The sequence below is a fragment of the Lacihabitans sp. LS3-19 genome (assembly GCF_024343575.1).
Lineage (GTDB): Bacteria > Bacteroidota > Bacteroidia > Cytophagales > Spirosomataceae > Leadbetterella.
The window spans coordinates 1-17032 of sequence record NZ_RJUA01000023.1; the positions used below are offsets into that span (position 1 = coordinate 1).

General features: G+C 34.4%; 17 protein-coding genes. 5 read left to right on the top strand and 12 right to left on the bottom strand.

The features are described from left to right. The coding region (locus EGI22_RS13705) for a biotin/lipoyl-binding protein (RefSeq protein WP_255069030.1) at positions 1 to 1082 on the bottom strand (1082 nt) is incomplete at its 3' end. A gap of 239 nt (positions 1083 to 1321) precedes the next feature. On the opposite strand from EGI22_RS13705, the gene EGI22_RS13710 reads away from it, so the two are divergent. Further along, positions 1322 to 1546, top strand: coding sequence for a hypothetical protein (locus tag EGI22_RS13710; protein ID WP_255069031.1), 225 nt, complete (start codon positions 1322 to 1324; stop codon positions 1544 to 1546). Continuing rightward, entirely contained in the window at positions 1543 to 1953 is a 411-nt protein-coding gene (locus tag EGI22_RS13715; protein ID WP_255069032.1) for a PIN domain-containing protein, read from the top strand. The genes EGI22_RS13710 and EGI22_RS13715 overlap by 4 nt, the downstream gene beginning before the upstream one ends. A 340-nt stretch (positions 1954 to 2293) precedes the next feature. On the opposite strand, the gene EGI22_RS13720 is transcribed toward EGI22_RS13715, so the two are convergent. From EGI22_RS13720 to EGI22_RS13745, 6 genes are all read right to left on the bottom strand, one after another. Continuing rightward, positions 2294 to 4489, bottom strand: coding sequence for a peptidase domain-containing ABC transporter (locus tag EGI22_RS13720; protein ID WP_255069033.1), 2196 nt, complete (start codon positions 4487 to 4489; stop codon positions 2294 to 2296). Next, complete coding sequence (gene gwsS, locus EGI22_RS13725; protein ID WP_255069034.1) at positions 4486 to 5541, bottom strand: grasp-with-spasm system SPASM domain peptide maturase; 1056 nt, start codon at positions 5539 to 5541, stop codon at positions 4486 to 4488. Before gwsS ends, EGI22_RS13720 begins: the two co-directional genes overlap by 4 nt. Positions 5542 to 5697: 156 nt before the next feature. Then, positions 5698 to 6642 carry an MvdC/MvdD family ATP grasp protein gene (locus tag EGI22_RS13730; protein ID WP_255069035.1) on the bottom strand — a complete coding sequence of 315 codons (945 nt, stop codon included), beginning with the start codon at positions 6640 to 6642 and terminating at the stop codon, positions 5698 to 5700. Positions 6643 to 6688: 46 nt separating this feature from the next. Continuing rightward, positions 6689 to 6880 carry a hypothetical protein gene (locus EGI22_RS13735; protein WP_255069036.1) on the bottom strand — a complete coding sequence of 64 codons (192 nt, stop codon included), beginning with the start codon at positions 6878 to 6880 and terminating at the stop codon, positions 6689 to 6691. A 49-nt stretch (positions 6881 to 6929) separates the two neighbouring features. After that, entirely contained in the window at positions 6930 to 7130 is a 201-nt protein-coding gene (locus EGI22_RS13740; protein WP_255069037.1) for a hypothetical protein, read from the bottom strand. A 24-nt stretch (positions 7131 to 7154) separates the two neighbouring features. Then, positions 7155 to 8399, bottom strand: a complete 1245-nt coding sequence (locus EGI22_RS13745; protein ID WP_255069038.1) for a hypothetical protein — start codon at positions 8397 to 8399, stop codon at positions 7155 to 7157. 418 nt (positions 8400 to 8817) lie between these two features. On the opposite strand from EGI22_RS13745, the gene EGI22_RS13750 reads away from it, so the two are divergent. Next, positions 8818 to 9108 (top strand): helix-turn-helix domain-containing protein, encoded by a 291-nt coding sequence (locus EGI22_RS13750; RefSeq protein ID WP_255069039.1) that lies wholly within the window; start codon positions 8818 to 8820, stop codon positions 9106 to 9108. A gap of 107 nt (positions 9109 to 9215) precedes the next feature. Here the strand turns inward: EGI22_RS13750 and EGI22_RS13755 are convergent, their stop codons facing one another. Then, the gene (locus EGI22_RS13755; protein WP_255069040.1) at positions 9216 to 10238 is read right to left on the bottom strand and encodes a DUF4056 domain-containing protein; all 1023 of its coding nucleotides are present in this window, start codon (positions 10236 to 10238) and stop codon (positions 9216 to 9218) included. A gap of 92 nt (positions 10239 to 10330) precedes the next feature. Here EGI22_RS13755 and EGI22_RS13760 point away from each other — a divergent pair, with 92 nt between their 5' ends. Further along, positions 10331 to 11281, top strand: a complete 951-nt coding sequence (locus EGI22_RS13760; RefSeq protein WP_255069041.1) for a threonine/serine dehydratase — start codon at positions 10331 to 10333, stop codon at positions 11279 to 11281. Here EGI22_RS13760 and EGI22_RS13765 read toward each other — a convergent pair. Next, positions 11271 to 12239: an OmpA family protein gene (locus EGI22_RS13765; RefSeq protein ID WP_255069042.1), complete on the bottom strand. Its 969-nt coding sequence runs from the start codon at positions 12237 to 12239 to the stop codon at positions 11271 to 11273. The two genes, EGI22_RS13760 and EGI22_RS13765, sit on opposite strands and share 11 nt — an antisense overlap. Before the next feature lie 183 nt (positions 12240 to 12422). On the opposite strand from EGI22_RS13765, the gene EGI22_RS13770 reads away from it, so the two are divergent. Further along, positions 12423 to 12653 (top strand): hypothetical protein, encoded by a 231-nt coding sequence (locus EGI22_RS13770; RefSeq protein ID WP_255069043.1) that lies wholly within the window; start codon positions 12423 to 12425, stop codon positions 12651 to 12653. Between the two features lie 28 nt (positions 12654 to 12681). Here the strand turns inward: EGI22_RS13770 and EGI22_RS13775 are convergent, their stop codons facing one another. From EGI22_RS13775 to EGI22_RS13785, 3 genes are all read right to left on the bottom strand, one after another. Further along, the gene (locus tag EGI22_RS13775) at positions 12682 to 12891 is read right to left on the bottom strand and encodes a PspC domain-containing protein (RefSeq protein ID WP_255069044.1); all 210 of its coding nucleotides are present in this window, start codon (positions 12889 to 12891) and stop codon (positions 12682 to 12684) included. Between the two features lie 248 nt (positions 12892 to 13139). After that, positions 13140 to 15566 carry an endonuclease MutS2 gene (locus EGI22_RS13780; RefSeq protein WP_255069045.1) on the bottom strand — a complete coding sequence of 809 codons (2427 nt, stop codon included), beginning with the start codon at positions 15564 to 15566 and terminating at the stop codon, positions 13140 to 13142. Between the two features lie 103 nt (positions 15567 to 15669). Further along, entirely contained in the window at positions 15670 to 16815 is a 1146-nt protein-coding gene (locus EGI22_RS13785) for an AAA family ATPase (RefSeq protein ID WP_255069072.1), read from the bottom strand. Positions 16816 to 17032 lie beyond the last annotated feature (217 nt).

The window sequence follows — 17032 nt, forward strand, 5'->3', positions numbered from 1 at the left end:
ATTTGGTTTTCTTGTAAAGTACTTAAGAAATTCACTTTGCCAGAAATAGCCGCCGTAGCTATATACCTTTGTTTCCAAGCTTCTATGTCGCTTTTGAGCGTATTGATTGATTGTATAACCGCCACTTTTTGATCCAAAACGTTTTTGTCTATTTCAAATATTTCCTGCTGCTTTTGCGTCTGGTTAATGGTATTGTTTTCTAAACTGCCTTTGGCTTGTTCATAAGCCTGTTTTTTGCTTAGATATTTGCTCATTGAATTTTTAGCTTCCAAATGTGCCACAAAGCCTTTTTCTGCAAGTCGCTGTTGGCTTTGGGCTTCTTCTAAAGCCATTTGTAAATCTTGCTCTTGCAATTGCAATTGACTTTTGGTATTGTCCTGAAGTCTTCTTAAAGAACCGATTTCACTGCCAATGGTTGCCTTTTTCTTTTCAAAAACCCCATTGCTAGCAGCAGCTTTGGATTGCATCAAAGCTTGTTGAAATGCTTGATATGACTTTTGCAATTCACCCAAGCTAAAATACTGGGGAATCTTTGTGTTTTGAATTGCATTGATATTATTTTCCTGGGCAAAATTCACCAAAGTATTTACCGTTTCTTCAAGTTGCAGTACTTCGTCGTGGCTTGCTGTGCTTTCAAGATAGGCCAATACCTGGCCTTTTTCCACCAATTCGCCTTCTTTTGCAAAAAGGCGGGTGAGGTTACCATCTGTTTTGCTTAGGATAGTTTTTGGTAGATTATTGGCAACTACCTTGAGCGAAGAACCCACCAAGTCGGGATATTCTACAAACCAAGTAATGCCTATCAGCATAACAAAAGCCAAAAAGAAGACCGTAGTACCCCAACGAATAAGCCAGATGGGCGGTTTGTTGAGCACTTCGTCTACATTTGAATTTACCAATTCAGGCATGCGGTTTCTATTTCCACCATTATCTCCTTCAAATTCTATCTCGGGAGGAATTGGTGGCGGAGAAGCTTCTTTTGGAAGCAACTCTTGCTCAAAAACACCCCTACCCCCCATCAATATCCTGATGTCGGTATAGAGGAGCTTTTCCGAACTATTTATATATTCTTTTTCGTTCATTATATTATTTTTCTAATGCATAATAGAACACAGATAAACACGGATTTGACACGGATTTTTATTTATAAAAAATCAAAGTTTCGAGCAATATAAATTAAAATTGTCCGTGTCAAATCCGTGTGCTAAAAACACCCCTACCCCCCATCAATATCCTAATGTCAGTATAGAGGAGCTTTTCCGAACTATTTATATATTCTTTTTCGTTCATTTGTTATATTTGTATGAAAATCAAAGTAATTATGACAACAGTAATAAATTTAAGCGATATCGATTTTAGCTTTTTTGAAAAACTAAAAAAGCAATTCGGCGACAAAGACATGAGAATTACAATTGATGAAGTTCCCGAAAAAGTGAGCCAAATGGAAATTTTTAGAAAATTGGAGGCTTTACAAAAAAAGTATCCGCCAAAAGTAATTTCTAAAGACATAGATCTATCAGCTCTAGCCAACGAAGTAAATCTATGATTTATTTGGACACTGATTTTCTGATACACTATTTGGTTATTCAAGACAAAGAAATACACAGAATAGTAAATAAAAAGATAAAACCTTGGCTGGAGAGTGAAAAGGTTTTCATTTCTTTGCTAACCATGCAAGAAACTTCTTTTGTCCTTTCAAGACTTAATTTCGATTCTTTCGAAATAATTGAGAAAATAAATCAAATCGAAAGATTTGGAAATATTAATTATTCTAAAAAAGAATTTGAAAGAGCCAAATTTCTAGCTTCCAAGGTTGGTTTCAATAGTATCAACGACTGTCTACACACCGCCATAGCCGAATCACATTGTAAAGAACTTTATACCTTCAATAAAAAGGATTTCGAAAAAATAAAAAACTATACCGATTTGAAAATCAATATATTATCAGTTTGAATATTGCAAAGGTTTTCACAAAATCTTTATACTATATTTTACCATTCACCTTTCTTTAATACTTTTTTAACCACATAGGCCACATAGCATACTATTGTCCATATTTTTCAAATAGAAACATAGTTTCATCTATTGTGTCTATGTGGTATTTCCTTTTGTGAACTATGTGGTAAATATTTTTTTTCACAATTTTATCCTCACGCATCACCTCCCCAACTTCCCAACTTTCCACCTTCCTAACTTACCACCTTTCCAACTTACCACCTTTCCAACTTACCACCTTTCCAACTTTCCAACTTTCCAACTTTCCAACTTTCCAACTTTCCAACTTTCCAAATACTCAACTCCCCAACTCCAACTGATTCTTTACCAACTCATAATATCTTCCGTTTGACCTACTCAATTCCGCATGTGTGCCCACTTCTACCACTTTACCTTTTTCAAATACTATAATCTGGTCGGCATTTTTTACGGTGCTTAGGCGGTGGGCTACTACTACTACAGTTTTGCCTCTGTTAAATTCCTCCAGATTATCCATAATTACCCTTTCGTTTTCGGCATCAAGGGCATTGGTGGCTTCGTCAAAAAATAGATATTCAGGGTTTTTATATACGGCTCTGGCTATCAATAGTCTTTGTCTTTGGCCTTGTGAGACGCCATTGCCTTCAGCACCTATTTTGGTGTTGTAGCTTAGGGGTAGTTCCTCTATAAAATCTTGGATGTTGGCCACTTTTACAGCATGCATGAGTTTGTGTATATCTGGCCGTTCGTCTGATATGCTGATGTTATTGGCGATGGTGTCAGAAAAAATATAGCCGTCTTGCATTACAGTGCCGCATAGGCTCCGCCAATAGTCGTGACTGATGTTTTTGAGTTGAGTATTGCCAATTTTGATTTGGCCTTTTTGGGCATTTACAAACTTTAGCAACAGTTTTAATAAAGTAGTTTTACCACTGCCACTACTGCCCACTATGGCGGTGGTTTTACCTGCGGGTATTTTGATGTTGATATCGGTCAAAACTGGTTCATTGCCAGCACCGGGGTAAGTATAACTCAGGTTTTCAATATTGATACTGTGGTCTTGTGGCAAGGTTTTGAGCAAATGCTGGTCTGCGGGTTCTTCCTCGTCCATGGTATGGACTTCGTTGAGGCGTTCGAGGCTCATTTTGGCATCTTGGAGGTGTTGCATAAAACCCACCAATTGCTCCACAGGGCTATTGAGCTGCCCGATGATATATTGCATGGCCATCATGGCTCCTAGGGTCATTTGGCCATTGACCACCGCCGTAGCTGCCAAAAAAGTAATAAAAATATTTTTGCCCTCGTTGATAAACAAAGCCCCCACTTGTTGATATTGTTGCAGAGCTAAGCCACGCATACTCAGTTTAAAGCTTTGTACCTGTAGATTCTCCCAGTCCCAGCGTTTTCTTAATGTGGCATTGTTCAGTTTTAGCTCAGGAACAGATTGTACGAGCTGAATTAATGAGCTTTGGTTTTTGGAATTTAGGGCAAAACGTTTGTTATCCAAAACACGGCGATATTTGAGAAACAATACCACCCACACACTGTAAGCCACCGAAGCCACCACAAATACCCCAAAAATGCTGAGATTATAATAGGCCAACACAAACGAAAAAATGACCAGATTAAACATAGAAAACAGCACATTGAGCGAGGTGCCTGTTAGAAATGACTCTATGCGGCTATGGTCTCCTATGCGTTGGAGGATATCCCCAGTTTGTTTGCTCTCAAAATAGCTTACAGGCAGTTTGAGCAGTTTGCCCAAAAACTCTGAAAGAATGGACAGGTTGATACGGGTACTCACATGTAGCAGTATCCACGACCGCAGAAAATCTACCGCCATGCGACCAATGAAAAGCATGAGTTGTGCAGCCAGTACCAGATAAATAAAATTAAGATTGCGGGTTTGGATGCCCGTATCTACCACACTTTGGGTAAGAAAAGGCATAATGAGTTGTATCATGGAACCTACCAAAAGCCCCAAACCCAGCTGAACAACAAGGGATTTGTACTTAAAAAAATATTGAAACAAAGCCCCAAAGCTTTTCTCTTTGTTTTTTTCTGCAAAGGTATCGTTCTCAAAAAAAGCCGCCGTAGGCTCTAGGAGCAAAGCCACGCCAGTGCGTTCGCCATCTATGACTGTTGTTGCCCATTGAGATTCGAATTCTTTAAAACTATATATTATCAAACCTTTAGCTGGGTCGGCTACAAAGACTTGGTTTTTTGAAATTTTATAGACCACAATGAAGTGGTTCTGACTCCAGTGGACTATTGATGGAAGCGGTGCATCTTTCTTTAATTTTTGAAGATTAACTTTAACACCAAGGGTTCTAAATCCAACCTTTTCAGATGCCTGAGCAATACCTAATAGATTTACACCTTCTTTGCCCAGCTCCGTAGCGTCTCGTAATTCTTGTGCAGATAAATTGCGACCATAAAACTTTGCAACCATTCTAATACAAGCTGGACCACAGTCCATGGCGTCATATTGGCGATATGTAGGAAAAGTACTCATTGCCCATATAGAGGGTTATTAGTTAGATTTTCATCTCCCCACGTACCAGTGTACGGATTATAACTACATTTAGCAGGTTTTGAGTAAATATTGTTTGGGTCTTGAATATACACTCTACAATCGGTACAGATATGTCTAAATTCACAATCTTTACAAACTTCTATCTGGTCTTTATGTATATTCCATACGTCTTTAAAATCATTCTTTTCAATTGCTTCTTTTACCGTAATATTTTTTATATTTCCATAGCTTTTTGTCATCGACGGGCAGTTCTTAATTTCGCCATTAATATCGATACCTACTTTTTTATTCAAACAGGTGTTTTTAGTTTGGGATTCTGAAAAAGTTTTTATATTGTTGGCGAACGTATGCTCACTTATTGCACCACAGTGAGAACTATCATTAAGAATTTGTTTTACTAATATTAGATTACCCATTTTTGATTTATGAAGGTCTAAAATCTTATTTTCCGGAGCAGAATATAAAATAATACTCTGTATCACGGGCCTTTCAGCCAAAATTTTGTGATAACTTTCAATTGGAATTGAGCCATTAAATTTAAGTATGAATTCAATGGAGCTAATGTTTTCACCTTCGAGAGGATTTAAAAGGCTTTCTATATTTTCTAATGAAGAGTCACAAAAAAATCGAATTTGAAAATGTCTGCAACCTAAATTTATTAGCTGAATCATTGCTGAAAGAGCGTTGTAATCAGAATTTGATGAAAGGTCTAGAATTGAGTTTGAAATCTCACCTGGGTAGTGATAGTCAAGTATTATATTAGGGAAGTATTCTAATTCTTTCTTGGAACAAAAGAAAATATAATCATTTTGTTCCAGAAATTCGAAATACTCAATTATAATATTCTCATATTTGTTGTTGTAGAAATCATTGATTTGAAAAACAGTCTTTCCCTGATGATTATTCAAGATTTCATATAATGAATTTGGAATCATGTGAAAAGTATTCCTATTGATGTCAATTATAATTGATCTTGAAAACCCTTTGGAAATTAGACAGCAAGCATAGAGTTTAAAATATTTGTTTTTCATAAAAGGAATCCCAACTTATTATTTTAGATATTTTTTTATGTGGCGGCTGTGTTATATAAAAACTGGTATTTAGTTCATTGTTTGTAGTAATTCTTACCTTCGTGGAGTTTTCAGCCCGAAATGTTGTTAAAGTCCTGAAATTTATTGGTAATGATTTTAATTTCTTTTTTGAAAACATAGGTAATCTGCAATTTCTTTTTCTAAATAATAATTACATTCATATGACAGTCTTCCAAATTGACCATCAGGATTTACTTCGAGGAAAAAGAACTTTCCATCTGTAGAGTAAATAAAATCAATAGAACCACAGTTTAAATCTAAATTTCTTATAAATTTAATTATCTTTATTATAAGATTTTTTGGCAGTTTAAAAGGAACTATTCGTTGACTATTTTTATCATCCTTTCGGTAGTCAAGATTTTCAGAACTTGAAAAGATTGCAAAAGCGAATAAACTGAAGTTTAGAAAAAACACTCTTACATCCATTTTTTTTCTGATAATACTTTGTAAGCAAGTTGGGAAAAAGATGTCACCAGTTTTCGTATCGGGTATTTTAATTGATTCTGCATAAGTTCCAACATTTTTGTTGAACAATTTCCCTGTAAATACATCCTGTATTGCCTTTGAAACAATTGAGTTTTCTTTAAAAAATTTTGTAGTTCCGTGGTTTAAATAATCAGTAATTAAAGTTTGTGGTATCAAAAGACCGGCATTTAATGCAACTTTTAAATTTATAAGTTTATTATATTTTAAATCATTTGATGTACCAAGGACTAAAGAACCATGGAATTTAAATTCTTCCATTAAGTAATTACTAAAAGAATTCCATTCATTGAATAGATAACTCGTTATACTTTGATTTGCATTACTATTGGATATTTGGTAATTAAAAGCTCCTTTTCTTAACCAAACTGATGAAATTTCAGAAAATTTAAGTTCCTTCAGATTAAATTTAATGGTAGAATTTAAATTAATCTCCATTTCAAATTTACTAATGAAGTCAGATTCATTAAATCTTATAAACTCGAAATTATAGTAAATTAACCAGTCAATTACTTTATTGACGCTATCCTCTTTTTGCTCAGTAAGTATTAATATCATAAGTAAAAGAACCTGAGTGCAAAAAGCTTACACTCAGGTAATTTAGTTAACATTCTTGAATATAACGTTTAGTCCAATGAATTCCTAAAAAGCTATGGTCCTCCTCGACCATTTCTCTTCCATCGCAAAGATCAACCACATTATAACTAGTACTCCCTCCTTTAATAGTTTCTAATTTAGAAATTTCGGAAGTCTCGAATTTAGAAAACTTAGAATTGTTTGATTTAATTGATTCCATTTTGTTTGTTTTTATGATTTTACTTATAACAACTTGTAATAATAATGTCTTACTCCATTGGTTTCCAGCGACCCCATATAGTAATACCAAGTATTTTTGTGTCCGAACGCTCATATGCCCCACCACCCACTGAGGAAGATGAGCCACATCCAACCATCTCATAGCTGTCTGATCCCCCTTTAATTTGTTCGAGGGAGTTAATTTCTGAGCCTCTAAATTTTTTGAAAGACTCGTGATTGATTTGTTCCATAGTTGACTTGTTTAAGTTATAAATTTATTTAATTGATTTTTTATTTATTAGGTACCTGTTTTTCCTTTGATAATTCTCAAGTGGTTCAATTCCAATAGATTCTCTATCTTTATTTAAGGAAATAATATTACTATATGGTAAAACATGAAAAGGTGGAAAAGAAAATTTTATTGTATTACCAGTACCATATTTTTGGAACTGAGTTAAATTTGAATAATCATAGGCATAACCTAGAAGTTGGGGGTAACAATTTCCAATTTTTATTTGATTCAACAAGGTAATGAACAATTTGTCTTTTATGTCTTTGATATAAAACCCATGAATAATAATCAAACCGGCTCCCAGCCATGGGTCTTGATAGTCTTTTTTAATGCTTTGAACGCCAATTGTTTTTTCACTGGGAAATCCATATTTTTCAATTAATTCTAAGAGTTCGAGAATGTTTTTGTTGTCTATTTGTTTTTGAATTTCAAAACCAGTAATTTTTTTAATGATATCTGGATTGCCTTGCCATCCCTTTATTGTATCATTTTTGACTACTTGATGTCTTAATTTCTTATATTTACCTGTTCTATACAATTGGTCATCATGTTTCATTCTATTTATTGCTTCTTGATATATTTTATTGATACCTTTTAAATGGTAATCTCTTAGTGTAGGATATTCTTGCACAAATGAGGCCCATAATTTTGATTTTTTAAGGTTTCTAATGTTTTTCAACTTTTCTATACTCTTTATTGTAGCTCCATATTCTACAGCTTTCTTTAACCAAATTATAGCTTGTTCATAATTTTTTACTTTAATCGCGACAACTGCAGCGTTCATTAGGTTTGGTCTAAGTCCTTCCTCATTTGAAAAAGCTTTGGAGTAGTTCAGAAAAGATTCGTTGTATTTCTTATTTAGAAAATTAATTTCAGCATCATATATATATGGGTAATAGTTGTTTATATAGTCTTGGGCACTTAGATCTTTTGAATTAAATAAGTTTAGAATTATCAGAAATAAAAAAAAAACTAATTTGTTGTTTTTGATTTTTTTTTGAATTCCTTCAATTTCTAGAAGGAAAATTGCTTTATACCTATTTTCTTTTTTTTTATTTAAAAACAGAATAATAGTTTTATCAATTAAATTATCAACAACACAGACTGCTTTTTTAACAACTCGAACTACGAGCAAGTTTACTGCTTTTATCGTACTTAAATCCTGTTTGATTCTTATAACTGCATTCTCTATCTTAAAATGATTAAGGGCATCAGAATAGGCCAACATGGAGCCTTCGTCAGGGTGCGTTTCCAAATACTCCAATGCACTGCTTTCTGTAACAGATACTTGTAGCTGCTTTAAGAATTTGGTGAAAGTGCTTAGGAAATTGTTTTTCAAGGTGTTTAAGATTATTTGCTTCATCAAAAGTGAAAAACCTAAAACCCATTTCTAAATTTCTAACTTATAAAAATTATAAGTAAACTTATATTTTTAATAAATTTTGTTATATTTTTTACCTTAAAATCATTTTTCAGAAAATTATTACTTACACAATATGCTAATAATCAAACACTTACCCCCCTCCTGTAAAACTTATAAAAAAAATAAGTTTTGATTTTTGAAATATTCCTTTCTATATTTGGTTTCTTAAAAAATCACCCAAAAAGAAACGCAAACAATTCAAAACTTTTAAAACACAAGAGATATGTCTAAAGAAGACTTCGGTACACAAATCCTAAAATTCAGAAAAGCACAGAACTTAACCCAAAGTGACCTTGCCATAATACTAGGTGTGTCACAGCCAACTGTAGGTTTTTGGGAAAGCGGATACAACCAGCCCAAAGCGGACAAAAAAGAACTATTACTCAAACTTATGACTCCTAAAAATCCAGAAACTCAAGATGAGATAAGGCATTTAAAAGAAACTATCTCTCACCAAAAGATTATTATTGAATTATTACAAGATAAAGTTAAGGGCTTGGGTGGGAGTTTATAAGGGTGGTATTACTTTTATTAATTGAATCTAGGAGAATTAAATGAGATAGGTGTAGTTTCACTTTTAAAAATAACTATCCAAATATTTAAAAATATCTTTTGATTTTCTTACTTCCCCTGCTCCTTGAAAGTTTCCTCCTCCGCATATTTTATCAAAGCGGGAAAATCCAATTGTGTGATGGTGTTTTTTTCTTTCACGTTTTCACCAAAAACCTTCTTAACGGGAATTTTAAAATTGGCTTTTATGGACAAAGAATAATATTTGTTCAAAGGCTCATTTGCCAAAGTGTTTTCAGGTACACAAACTTTGTTATTATCGCTATTTTCGATTTTATTGTCATCTATTAACATGGGATATACACAACCGTAAACCGCAAACTGGCGTTTAATCAATACCTTTCGACTTGGTAATTTGGCTTTTCCTGACCACCAAATGTCTTTCACAGCATTCATGGCGTCTTTGGTAGCTTCTTCGCCTTTTACGGCTTCTAGCTTAATTAAAGTCTCCGTGATATTTTTGCTCATTTCGTCTTCATAAGCGTTTTCGCTCAAAAGTGCTTTCATGCCTAAAATCACACCTGTAAGGTTAGAATATGCGTCTTCGATAGAAAAACTTGAGTATCGCTCCGGCACCAATGGAATAAAAGACGCCCCATAAGCCGTAGAGATTTCGTGCCAAACAGACAAATCGTAGGCTATTTTTCCTGCTAAATGCACAGCGTCTTCATTTGGGAAATTTTCAGGTATATTTAGAATTAGATTCTTCATACCAGCCTCATTTCCAAGCTTTAGTACAAACTCACCTTGGTTCTGTTGGCTTTGAATCAGCACATACAAATAGGCTGTAAAATCAGCAATATCTCTCAGGTGTCCCATATCTATAAAACCGCCATTCTGTGTGTATATTATGCCGTTGTGTTCTTCCTTGCTACCAAGAAACTTGTGTTTCCCCATTTGCTCAAAAGAGGTAACTTCGGTTATTTTCACAAATGGCATACCTGCCACTTTTACGTCTACACCAAAAGAGCAACATGTGCGGATAATTCTCGGAGGAGGATTTTTAAGGTTTACATTTAGAGGTGCCTTAGCAAATAAACTAAAGGATATGAAAAATAATATTAATATTCGCATAATTTTGTAACTGGAGAATTCGCCCGCAAAAATACTATTTTTTTAAGGCTTTTCGATATATAAATTTGATAATGGTATAAACAGTTCACTGTATGCTTGAAAGTAAACCCTCCAAACTCGACATAATGACCGCCCACGAAAGAGTGAGGCCTTATATAAACCGTACACCCGTCCTTAGCTCCGAGTATTTAAACGAAAAAACTGGTGCTGAGGTATTTTTTAAATGCGAGAATCTTCAAAAAATCGGGGCATTTAAGGCTCGAGGAGGAATAAACGCGGCATTGAGTTTAGACAAAGAATTGGCAAAAAACGGAATTTGTACACATTCGTCTGGCAATCACGCCCAAGCGGTGGCACTTGCTGCCAAAATGCTCAACACAAAAGCCTACATAGTGATGCCAGAAAATGCTCCTTTGCCAAAAGTGAATGGTGTAAAAGAATTAGAAGCTGAGTTGATTTTTTGTGAGCCAACACTAGAAGCAAGAGAAAACGGCGTGAAGGAAATCATAGCAAGAACCCAGGCGTTTTTCATTCATCCATTTGACAATTATGACGTAATAGCTGGTCAGGCCACAGCAGCGAAAGAACTCTTGGAGGAATATCCCGACTTAGATGTTATATTAGCCCCAGTAGGTGGTGGCGGACTTTTAAGCGGAACTGGACTATCGGCGAAATATTTTTCAAAAAAAGCCAAAGTCTATGGATGTGAACCAGAAGGTGCAGCGGATGCTATTTTGTCTTTTAAGTCTGGAAAAATCGAAAATGCTCCTTTTATCAATACCATCGCGGACGGGCTACTTACTAAACTTTCAGATAAAACGCTGAGTATTATTAAAGAAACCGTGACGGACATTTTCACCGTGAGTGATGATGAGATTTTAGCAGCCATGAAACTGGTATTTGAAAGACTCAAGGTCGTAATAGAACCTTCAGCGGCTGTGCCTTTTGCTGTACTTTTAAAACAAAAAGACTTGTTTAATGGCAAAAAAGTAGGGATAATTTTCAGCGGCGGAAATGTAGATTTGTCAAAGATTACTTTTTGAGTATTTGCAATTCTACTCTTCTGTTTTTTTGTCTGGTTTCTTCTTGAGCGTTGCTGGCTATTGGCTTTAGGCTCCCAAAACCTTTGGTTTTAATTCTTGAACTTTTGATGCCTTTTTTTGTCAAATATTCCTTTACAGCCTCTGCTCTTTCTTTGGAGAGTTTCATGTTTAAATTATAATCGCCTTGATTGTCGGTATGGCCTTGAAGTTCAATTTCGACTTTCGGATTTTGTTCTAAAAAAGCAAAAACATTCTCTAGTTCAGGGGAAGATTCAGGCAATAAAATGGGTAAGCTCTGCACAAAATACAAGTTTTTTATGACGCCATCAGGGTTGAGATTTGGACTAATATTATCATTTTGAAAAATATCAAATAAGTTACTCGCTGTATTTTCATCAATAAAATAATCGTAGAGTTTTATCATTGCCACAGCTCCTGAGGTTGTCTTAGTGCCTTCTTGGTTGAAAAAACTCACTTGAGATTTATTATCGATGTCCATATTATCATCAGCATCTGGAAAATTCATGGTAAGTTTTCCATTCACAAAAACGTTCACTAGTTTGGTTTTAGCATTTCGCGTGGTCACCAAATGCACATATTTACCTTGACTTGAGGCCAGTTGGTCACCAAAAAGTTGGCCATATAAAAGCATGCTTCCGTCGTCATATCTGAAATACATCTCGATACCGTAAGACCCACTTATAAAGTTTTTGATTTTTGAGTTGTCAAACATCAAGCCCGAACTCTCCGGAATCCTGTAAACTTTGCGTTTTTCTTTGCCAAATTTCTCCACAACTTCTTCAATAAACTCTCCTTTCTCCCCTTCTACTTGTAAGGCTGGATATTTCTTCGTGAATTCTTCAAAACCATTGTCAAAATAATAAAGAGCTTGGTTTTGGGAAAAAGAATTTGAGAAAATCAGAAAAAAACAAAAGGAGAAGATGGCACTTTTAAGCATTTTGAAAAAATTAAACCCTTTTTTTTGATATTAATCGAAGTTACAACAAAATGAACAAGGATTTCAAAATTCTAGAATTTAAAAATTATTTTTTGAAGAAATTCAAAATCAACAAAAGAAAAATCTTCAAGTACTTTTTGGGAAAGGCAATTGGAATGTTGCTAAATTGCATAAAAAAATATTATGAATACATCCCTTATAAAAACCATTTTAAGCCAAGCTGCAGTTTTCGTAATCTTGATAATGTTGATCAGTTTTGTACTTGATACAGGTGTAGATCGCCTTACAAAAGAATTTTCTGGACAACTTATGGTAGATTGGTTTAATAGTATTTTGACCTTTGGCAAAATGGGCCTTTGGATTTTGATATCTGTGGTTTATAGTTATTTCAGAACGACTCAAATAAAAAAATAAAGCCCGAAACATAGTCTCGGGCTAGATTTTATTGTGCTAAAGTGGCAAATGTCTGTGGTTTTTTCGGGAAAACCGCCCACATAATGATGTATAAAAACACGATAGGTATCGGAGTAAAAAATGCTCCAACGGCCAATACTCTTAAAAGTGTTACATCTATTTCTAAATATTCTGCCAATCCAGCGAATACTCCACCTAACATACTTTCGTTTCCTTTTATTCTAAATAGCTTTTTCATATTTGTAATTTGTTTTGCTTTGTTTGATGATTCAAAACTAACACACAGCAAGGTACTGTGCATAACAAAGTACATGAATGGATGGAAATAGTGATGAGAAGTTTTTTTTGATTATGATTTTTTTTTCGAAAAACGGAAATGATACAAATTTTATGGCACTCGGATAAAGCTGATGCAAGTAACGCAGATTTTCACGGATTTATCAACAAAAAATAAAATACGCCGAAAATAGCCTAACAAATTAAAGTCTACTTCATATCAACCACAGTAACACCTTGACCACCCCTATCTGCATGTTCGTCAGACATTTTCTTTACGGATTTGTATTGTTTTAGATGCGTTCTTATCAAATTACGCAGAATTCCGTCGCCTTTGCCATGCACAATTCTTAGCTGGGGATAGCCCAAAAATATGGCGTCGTCCATCAATACATCCACTTCTTGAAGTGCCTCCTCTCCCCTTTTTCCTCTAATATCCAAATTAAAACTAAACTGGGTCATCTTTTCATTTATGTCGATTCCACGAAGGTTTTCTCTGGGCGTTTCTTTTACGGCAGATTTGTATTCTTTTTTAGATACCCGCTCTAACCTTCCCAATCTTATATTAGATTTCAATTCGCCTAACATTACCTCGGCATCTTTGCCATTTAAGCTTATCACCTGACCATAAGTTTCTTGGCCAGCTAATTTCACAAAATCTCCTATTCCTATTTTCCCGTCTTCTTTTTCAAAAGTTATTTTATTAGTAACAACAGCAGCTTGCGTTTTTTCAGGTTTAAGTTTTTCTACTTTGAAATCATCCAAAGCTTTTCTGACATCTTTGGTCTTTTCTTTGTCTGCTTTGTTTTCTTTTATTTCTTTAATGGTGCTCTCTATCTGCTTATTGGCATCTTTGAGCAAAGTTTTGGCATTTTCTTTGGCTTCATTCAATATACGTTTTTTGTCCGTATCCAAGAAATTCTTCAAAGCATTGTATTGATCTATTTTTTGCTTAAGTTCGGTCGTTTCTTTTTTCAATAAAGCATTTTGCTCGGCAAAAACCTTTTTCTCTATTTCTAACTCTTTCAGCAACTTTTCAAAATTCACCTGATTTTTGCCCAATTTCCTTTTGGCATTGTCTACTATATGTCTTGGCAAACCTATTTTTTGGGCTACTTCCAAGGCAAAAGAACTTCCAGGCTTTCCTATTTCAAGTTCATACAAAGGATCTAATTGCTCGGCGTCAAACTTCATTGCACCATTTATCAGTCCAGGGTTTTTGTCTGCAAATATTTTAAGATTGGTATAGTGTGTATTTACAACACCAAAAGCATTGTTTTTAAGTAAATTTTCAAGAATAGATTCCGCGATAGCTCCACCCAAAGATGGCTCTGTACCAGTTCCAAACTCATCTATCAAAAACAAAGTATTTTTGTCGGAATGCACCAGAAACTCCCGCATATTGGTCAGGTGCGAACTGTAAGTGGAAAGGTCATTCTCAATACTCTGTTCGTCGCCAATATCTATAAAAATACTTTTGAAAATTCCGATTTTAGAATCAGGAGAAACAGGCACCATCAGTCCGCATTGAGCCATATATTGCAGCAGCCCTATGGTTTTCAACATAACTGATTTACCTCCTGCATTAGGACCAGAAACTACCAAGATTCTGTTTTCAGCATTTAGGCCAACTTTTAGCGGAATTATCGGCTTATTTATTTTTTTATGAGCCAAATACAAAAGCGGATGTGTGGCTTTTGTCCAATCAACTATTGTTTCGTTTACCAACCAAGGATTCGAGCAATCTGTTTTATGGGCCAATCGTGCCTTTGCTCTAATAAAATCCATCAAACCTAAAAAGTTATAAGACTTTTCTAAGTCTGGCAAATGAGGCCGAAGTGCCGAAGTAAGATTTTCAAGAATCTTTATTATTTCTCTTCTCTCTTTAATTTCTAAATCTCTAATCTCATTGTTGGCTTCTAAAACCTCGCCCGGTTCTACAAAGGCTATCTGGCCTGTGGAAGTTTCATCGTGTACAAAGCCTTGCAACTTACGTTTATGTTCAGCCAAAAGTGGCAAAACTAAGCGACTGTTTCTAAAAGCCAAGCTCATATCCTCGCCTATCCAACCAGAGTTTTTGGCAGTTCTGTATATTCTTTCTAAAGTTCGTTTTACATTGGATTGCTCAACGGCCAGTTTCCTCCGTATGTCATATAACTCACGCGAGGCATTATCTTTAACTTTTCCTTTTTCATCTATTACTCCATTAATCTGTGCAATCAAATCACCCCAGCCCTCTTGTTTATTCTCAGGAAGTGTGTTTCGCATCAAGGTTTTTAACTGAGGATATCTTTCATCTTCTTTATTTTTAAAAAAATGAATGATTTGCTGAATGGTGGTCAATGATAATTTAATATCAAAAAACTCTTCTTCGTCAAGATATGCCCCCGGAATGGCCGCACGTTTTAGATAGGGAATTACATCAAGGTAATTTTGATTAGGAAAACTGGATTCGAGTTGCAAAATCAAACGAAACTCAGCAGTTTGTTCGACCATCTTTTTAATCTGGTCAAACCTATCCGAAAACTTAATTTTATCCACAAAAGACCTTCCTAAAGAACTCACGCATTCTTCAGCCAAAAGCACTCTTATCTTATCAAAACCTAATTTTACCTCTATATTTTTGGGGTATAACATCCCTATGCGTTTTTTTTGCAAAATTACGCACAAAACCCGAATGTATGGGATTTTCAAAGTTTATAAATCAAGATAGATTATTTATATAGCTGAGAATTCATATTTATAAAGTTTCCCCAGTAATAAATTGCAAATAATTTTCTTGGTTTATTACAGAAAAAGTTGCTTCAACATAAGTTTTTGCAAATGCTGTAGGAACCTTTGCCTTTCCGTCTTTAAACTTAAATTCAAATGCTCGCAACTGCCCATTTTCATGTTCGAGCCAGTCGACTTCTTGTTGATCATAAGTACGCCAAAAATAAGTCTCAGTCAAGCTTTTGCTATATTTTAAAAACTTAAGCCTTTCAGAAACTAAATAATTTTCCCATAATTCGCCTTTGTCATTTCTCAACGCCATTGGTCTAAAATCATTTATTAAGGCATTCCTTACACCTAAATCCCAAAAATACCATCGTGAACTTTTACTGATTTCTTTCCTCAAGTTTCCACTAAAGGCTTCTATTTTTTTCAAAATAAATACTTTGCTGCATAAATCAAGATATTTTTCAACCGTATTTCTACTCATTTGAAGCTGTTTAGCCAGTTCATCCAAAGAAACTTCTTTTCCAATTTGAAAAGCAATCAACCTTAGCAAATCCCTTATTTTTGAACTATTCTTAATTCCTTCATAGGCAATAATATCTTTTAACAAATAGGTATTCAGTAGATCCTTCAAATATTCAGCTTTGGATACCGAAAATGGCAAATTCCAAAGTTCAGGATAAGCCCCATATATCATTCTCTCCTCTAAATTTTGAAGGGTTTGCAAGGCATTCTCTTGTTCCATTAATTCCCCTTGCGAAATTGGAAATAACTCATGAAAGTAAGCTCTTCCAGTAAGTGGCTCTCCTGATACATTAGCCAAATCAAAAGCAGATGAACCTGTGACAATAACTCTTATGCCACTAATATTGTCAATAATTAATTTTAATATTTTACCAATTTCAGGAATTACTTGTGCTTCATCAATAACCAAAAGATCAATATTTTGCAATATCCTTTCATAATTGGCTATGCTTTTATGTACCAAGAGTTGTTGCGTATCAATATCTTCGCCTTGCAACATCAATATTCTGAAAGATGTATTAGCTATAATTTTTTTTAAAAGAAATGTTTTACCAACGCGTCTTGTTCCAAAAATCAGATTAACTTTATTAGGAACCAGTCTCTCGACAAGGATTTTCTCTATTACTCTATTAATATCCACAATCTATATTTTTTACCAAAAATAAATATTTTTCATTAATTCCTTCAATAGATTGAAAAATTTAATATAAAATTATTCAATAGAATAAATATATTTACATTTTTAGAGTAATAATTAATTAAAACTCTTGTAATTTTAATTTAATCTAAAATAATAAATACCTGCCTCTAATTAGCTTTAAGCCATCTAAAGACCTATCATTCTTCATCAAATTGAAAAC

Bases quoted from the DNA above. Each gene is read 5' to 3' on its own strand.
- EGI22_RS13765 (WP_255069042.1), bottom strand. From the start codon at position 12,239: ATGCTTAAAAGTGCCATCTTCTCCTTTTGTTTTTTTCTGATTTTCTCA.
- EGI22_RS13735 (WP_255069036.1), bottom strand. From the start codon at position 6,880: ATGGAATCAATTAAATCAAACAATTCTAAGTTTTCTAAATTCGAGACT.
- EGI22_RS13730 (WP_255069035.1), bottom strand. From the start codon at position 6,642: ATGATATTAATACTTACTGAGCAAAAAGAGGATAGCGTCAATAAAGTA.
- EGI22_RS13760 (WP_255069041.1), top strand. From the start codon at position 10,331: ATGCTTGAAAGTAAACCCTCCAAACTCGACATAATGACCGCCCACGAA.
- gwsS (WP_255069034.1), bottom strand. From the start codon at position 5,541: ATGAAAAACAAATATTTTAAACTCTATGCTTGCTGTCTAATTTCCAAA.
- EGI22_RS13750 (WP_255069039.1), top strand. From the start codon at position 8,818: ATGTCTAAAGAAGACTTCGGTACACAAATCCTAAAATTCAGAAAAGCA.
- EGI22_RS13770 (WP_255069043.1), top strand. From the start codon at position 12,423: ATGAATACATCCCTTATAAAAACCATTTTAAGCCAAGCTGCAGTTTTC.
- EGI22_RS13720 (WP_255069033.1), bottom strand. From the start codon at position 4,489: ATGAGTACTTTTCCTACATATCGCCAATATGACGCCATGGACTGTGGT.
- EGI22_RS13715 (WP_255069032.1), top strand. From the start codon at position 1,543: ATGATTTATTTGGACACTGATTTTCTGATACACTATTTGGTTATTCAA.
- EGI22_RS13745 (WP_255069038.1), bottom strand. From the start codon at position 8,399: ATGTTGGCCTATTCTGATGCCCTTAATCATTTTAAGATAGAGAATGCA.
- EGI22_RS13710 (WP_255069031.1), top strand. From the start codon at position 1,322: ATGACAACAGTAATAAATTTAAGCGATATCGATTTTAGCTTTTTTGAA.
- EGI22_RS13755 (WP_255069040.1), bottom strand. From the start codon at position 10,238: ATGCGAATATTAATATTATTTTTCATATCCTTTAGTTTATTTGCTAAG.
- EGI22_RS13775 (WP_255069044.1), bottom strand. From the start codon at position 12,891: ATGAAAAAGCTATTTAGAATAAAAGGAAACGAAAGTATGTTAGGTGGA.
- EGI22_RS13780 (WP_255069045.1), bottom strand. From the start codon at position 15,566: ATGTTATACCCCAAAAATATAGAGGTAAAATTAGGTTTTGATAAGATA.
- EGI22_RS13740 (WP_255069037.1), bottom strand. From the start codon at position 7,130: ATGGAACAAATCAATCACGAGTCTTTCAAAAAATTTAGAGGCTCAGAA.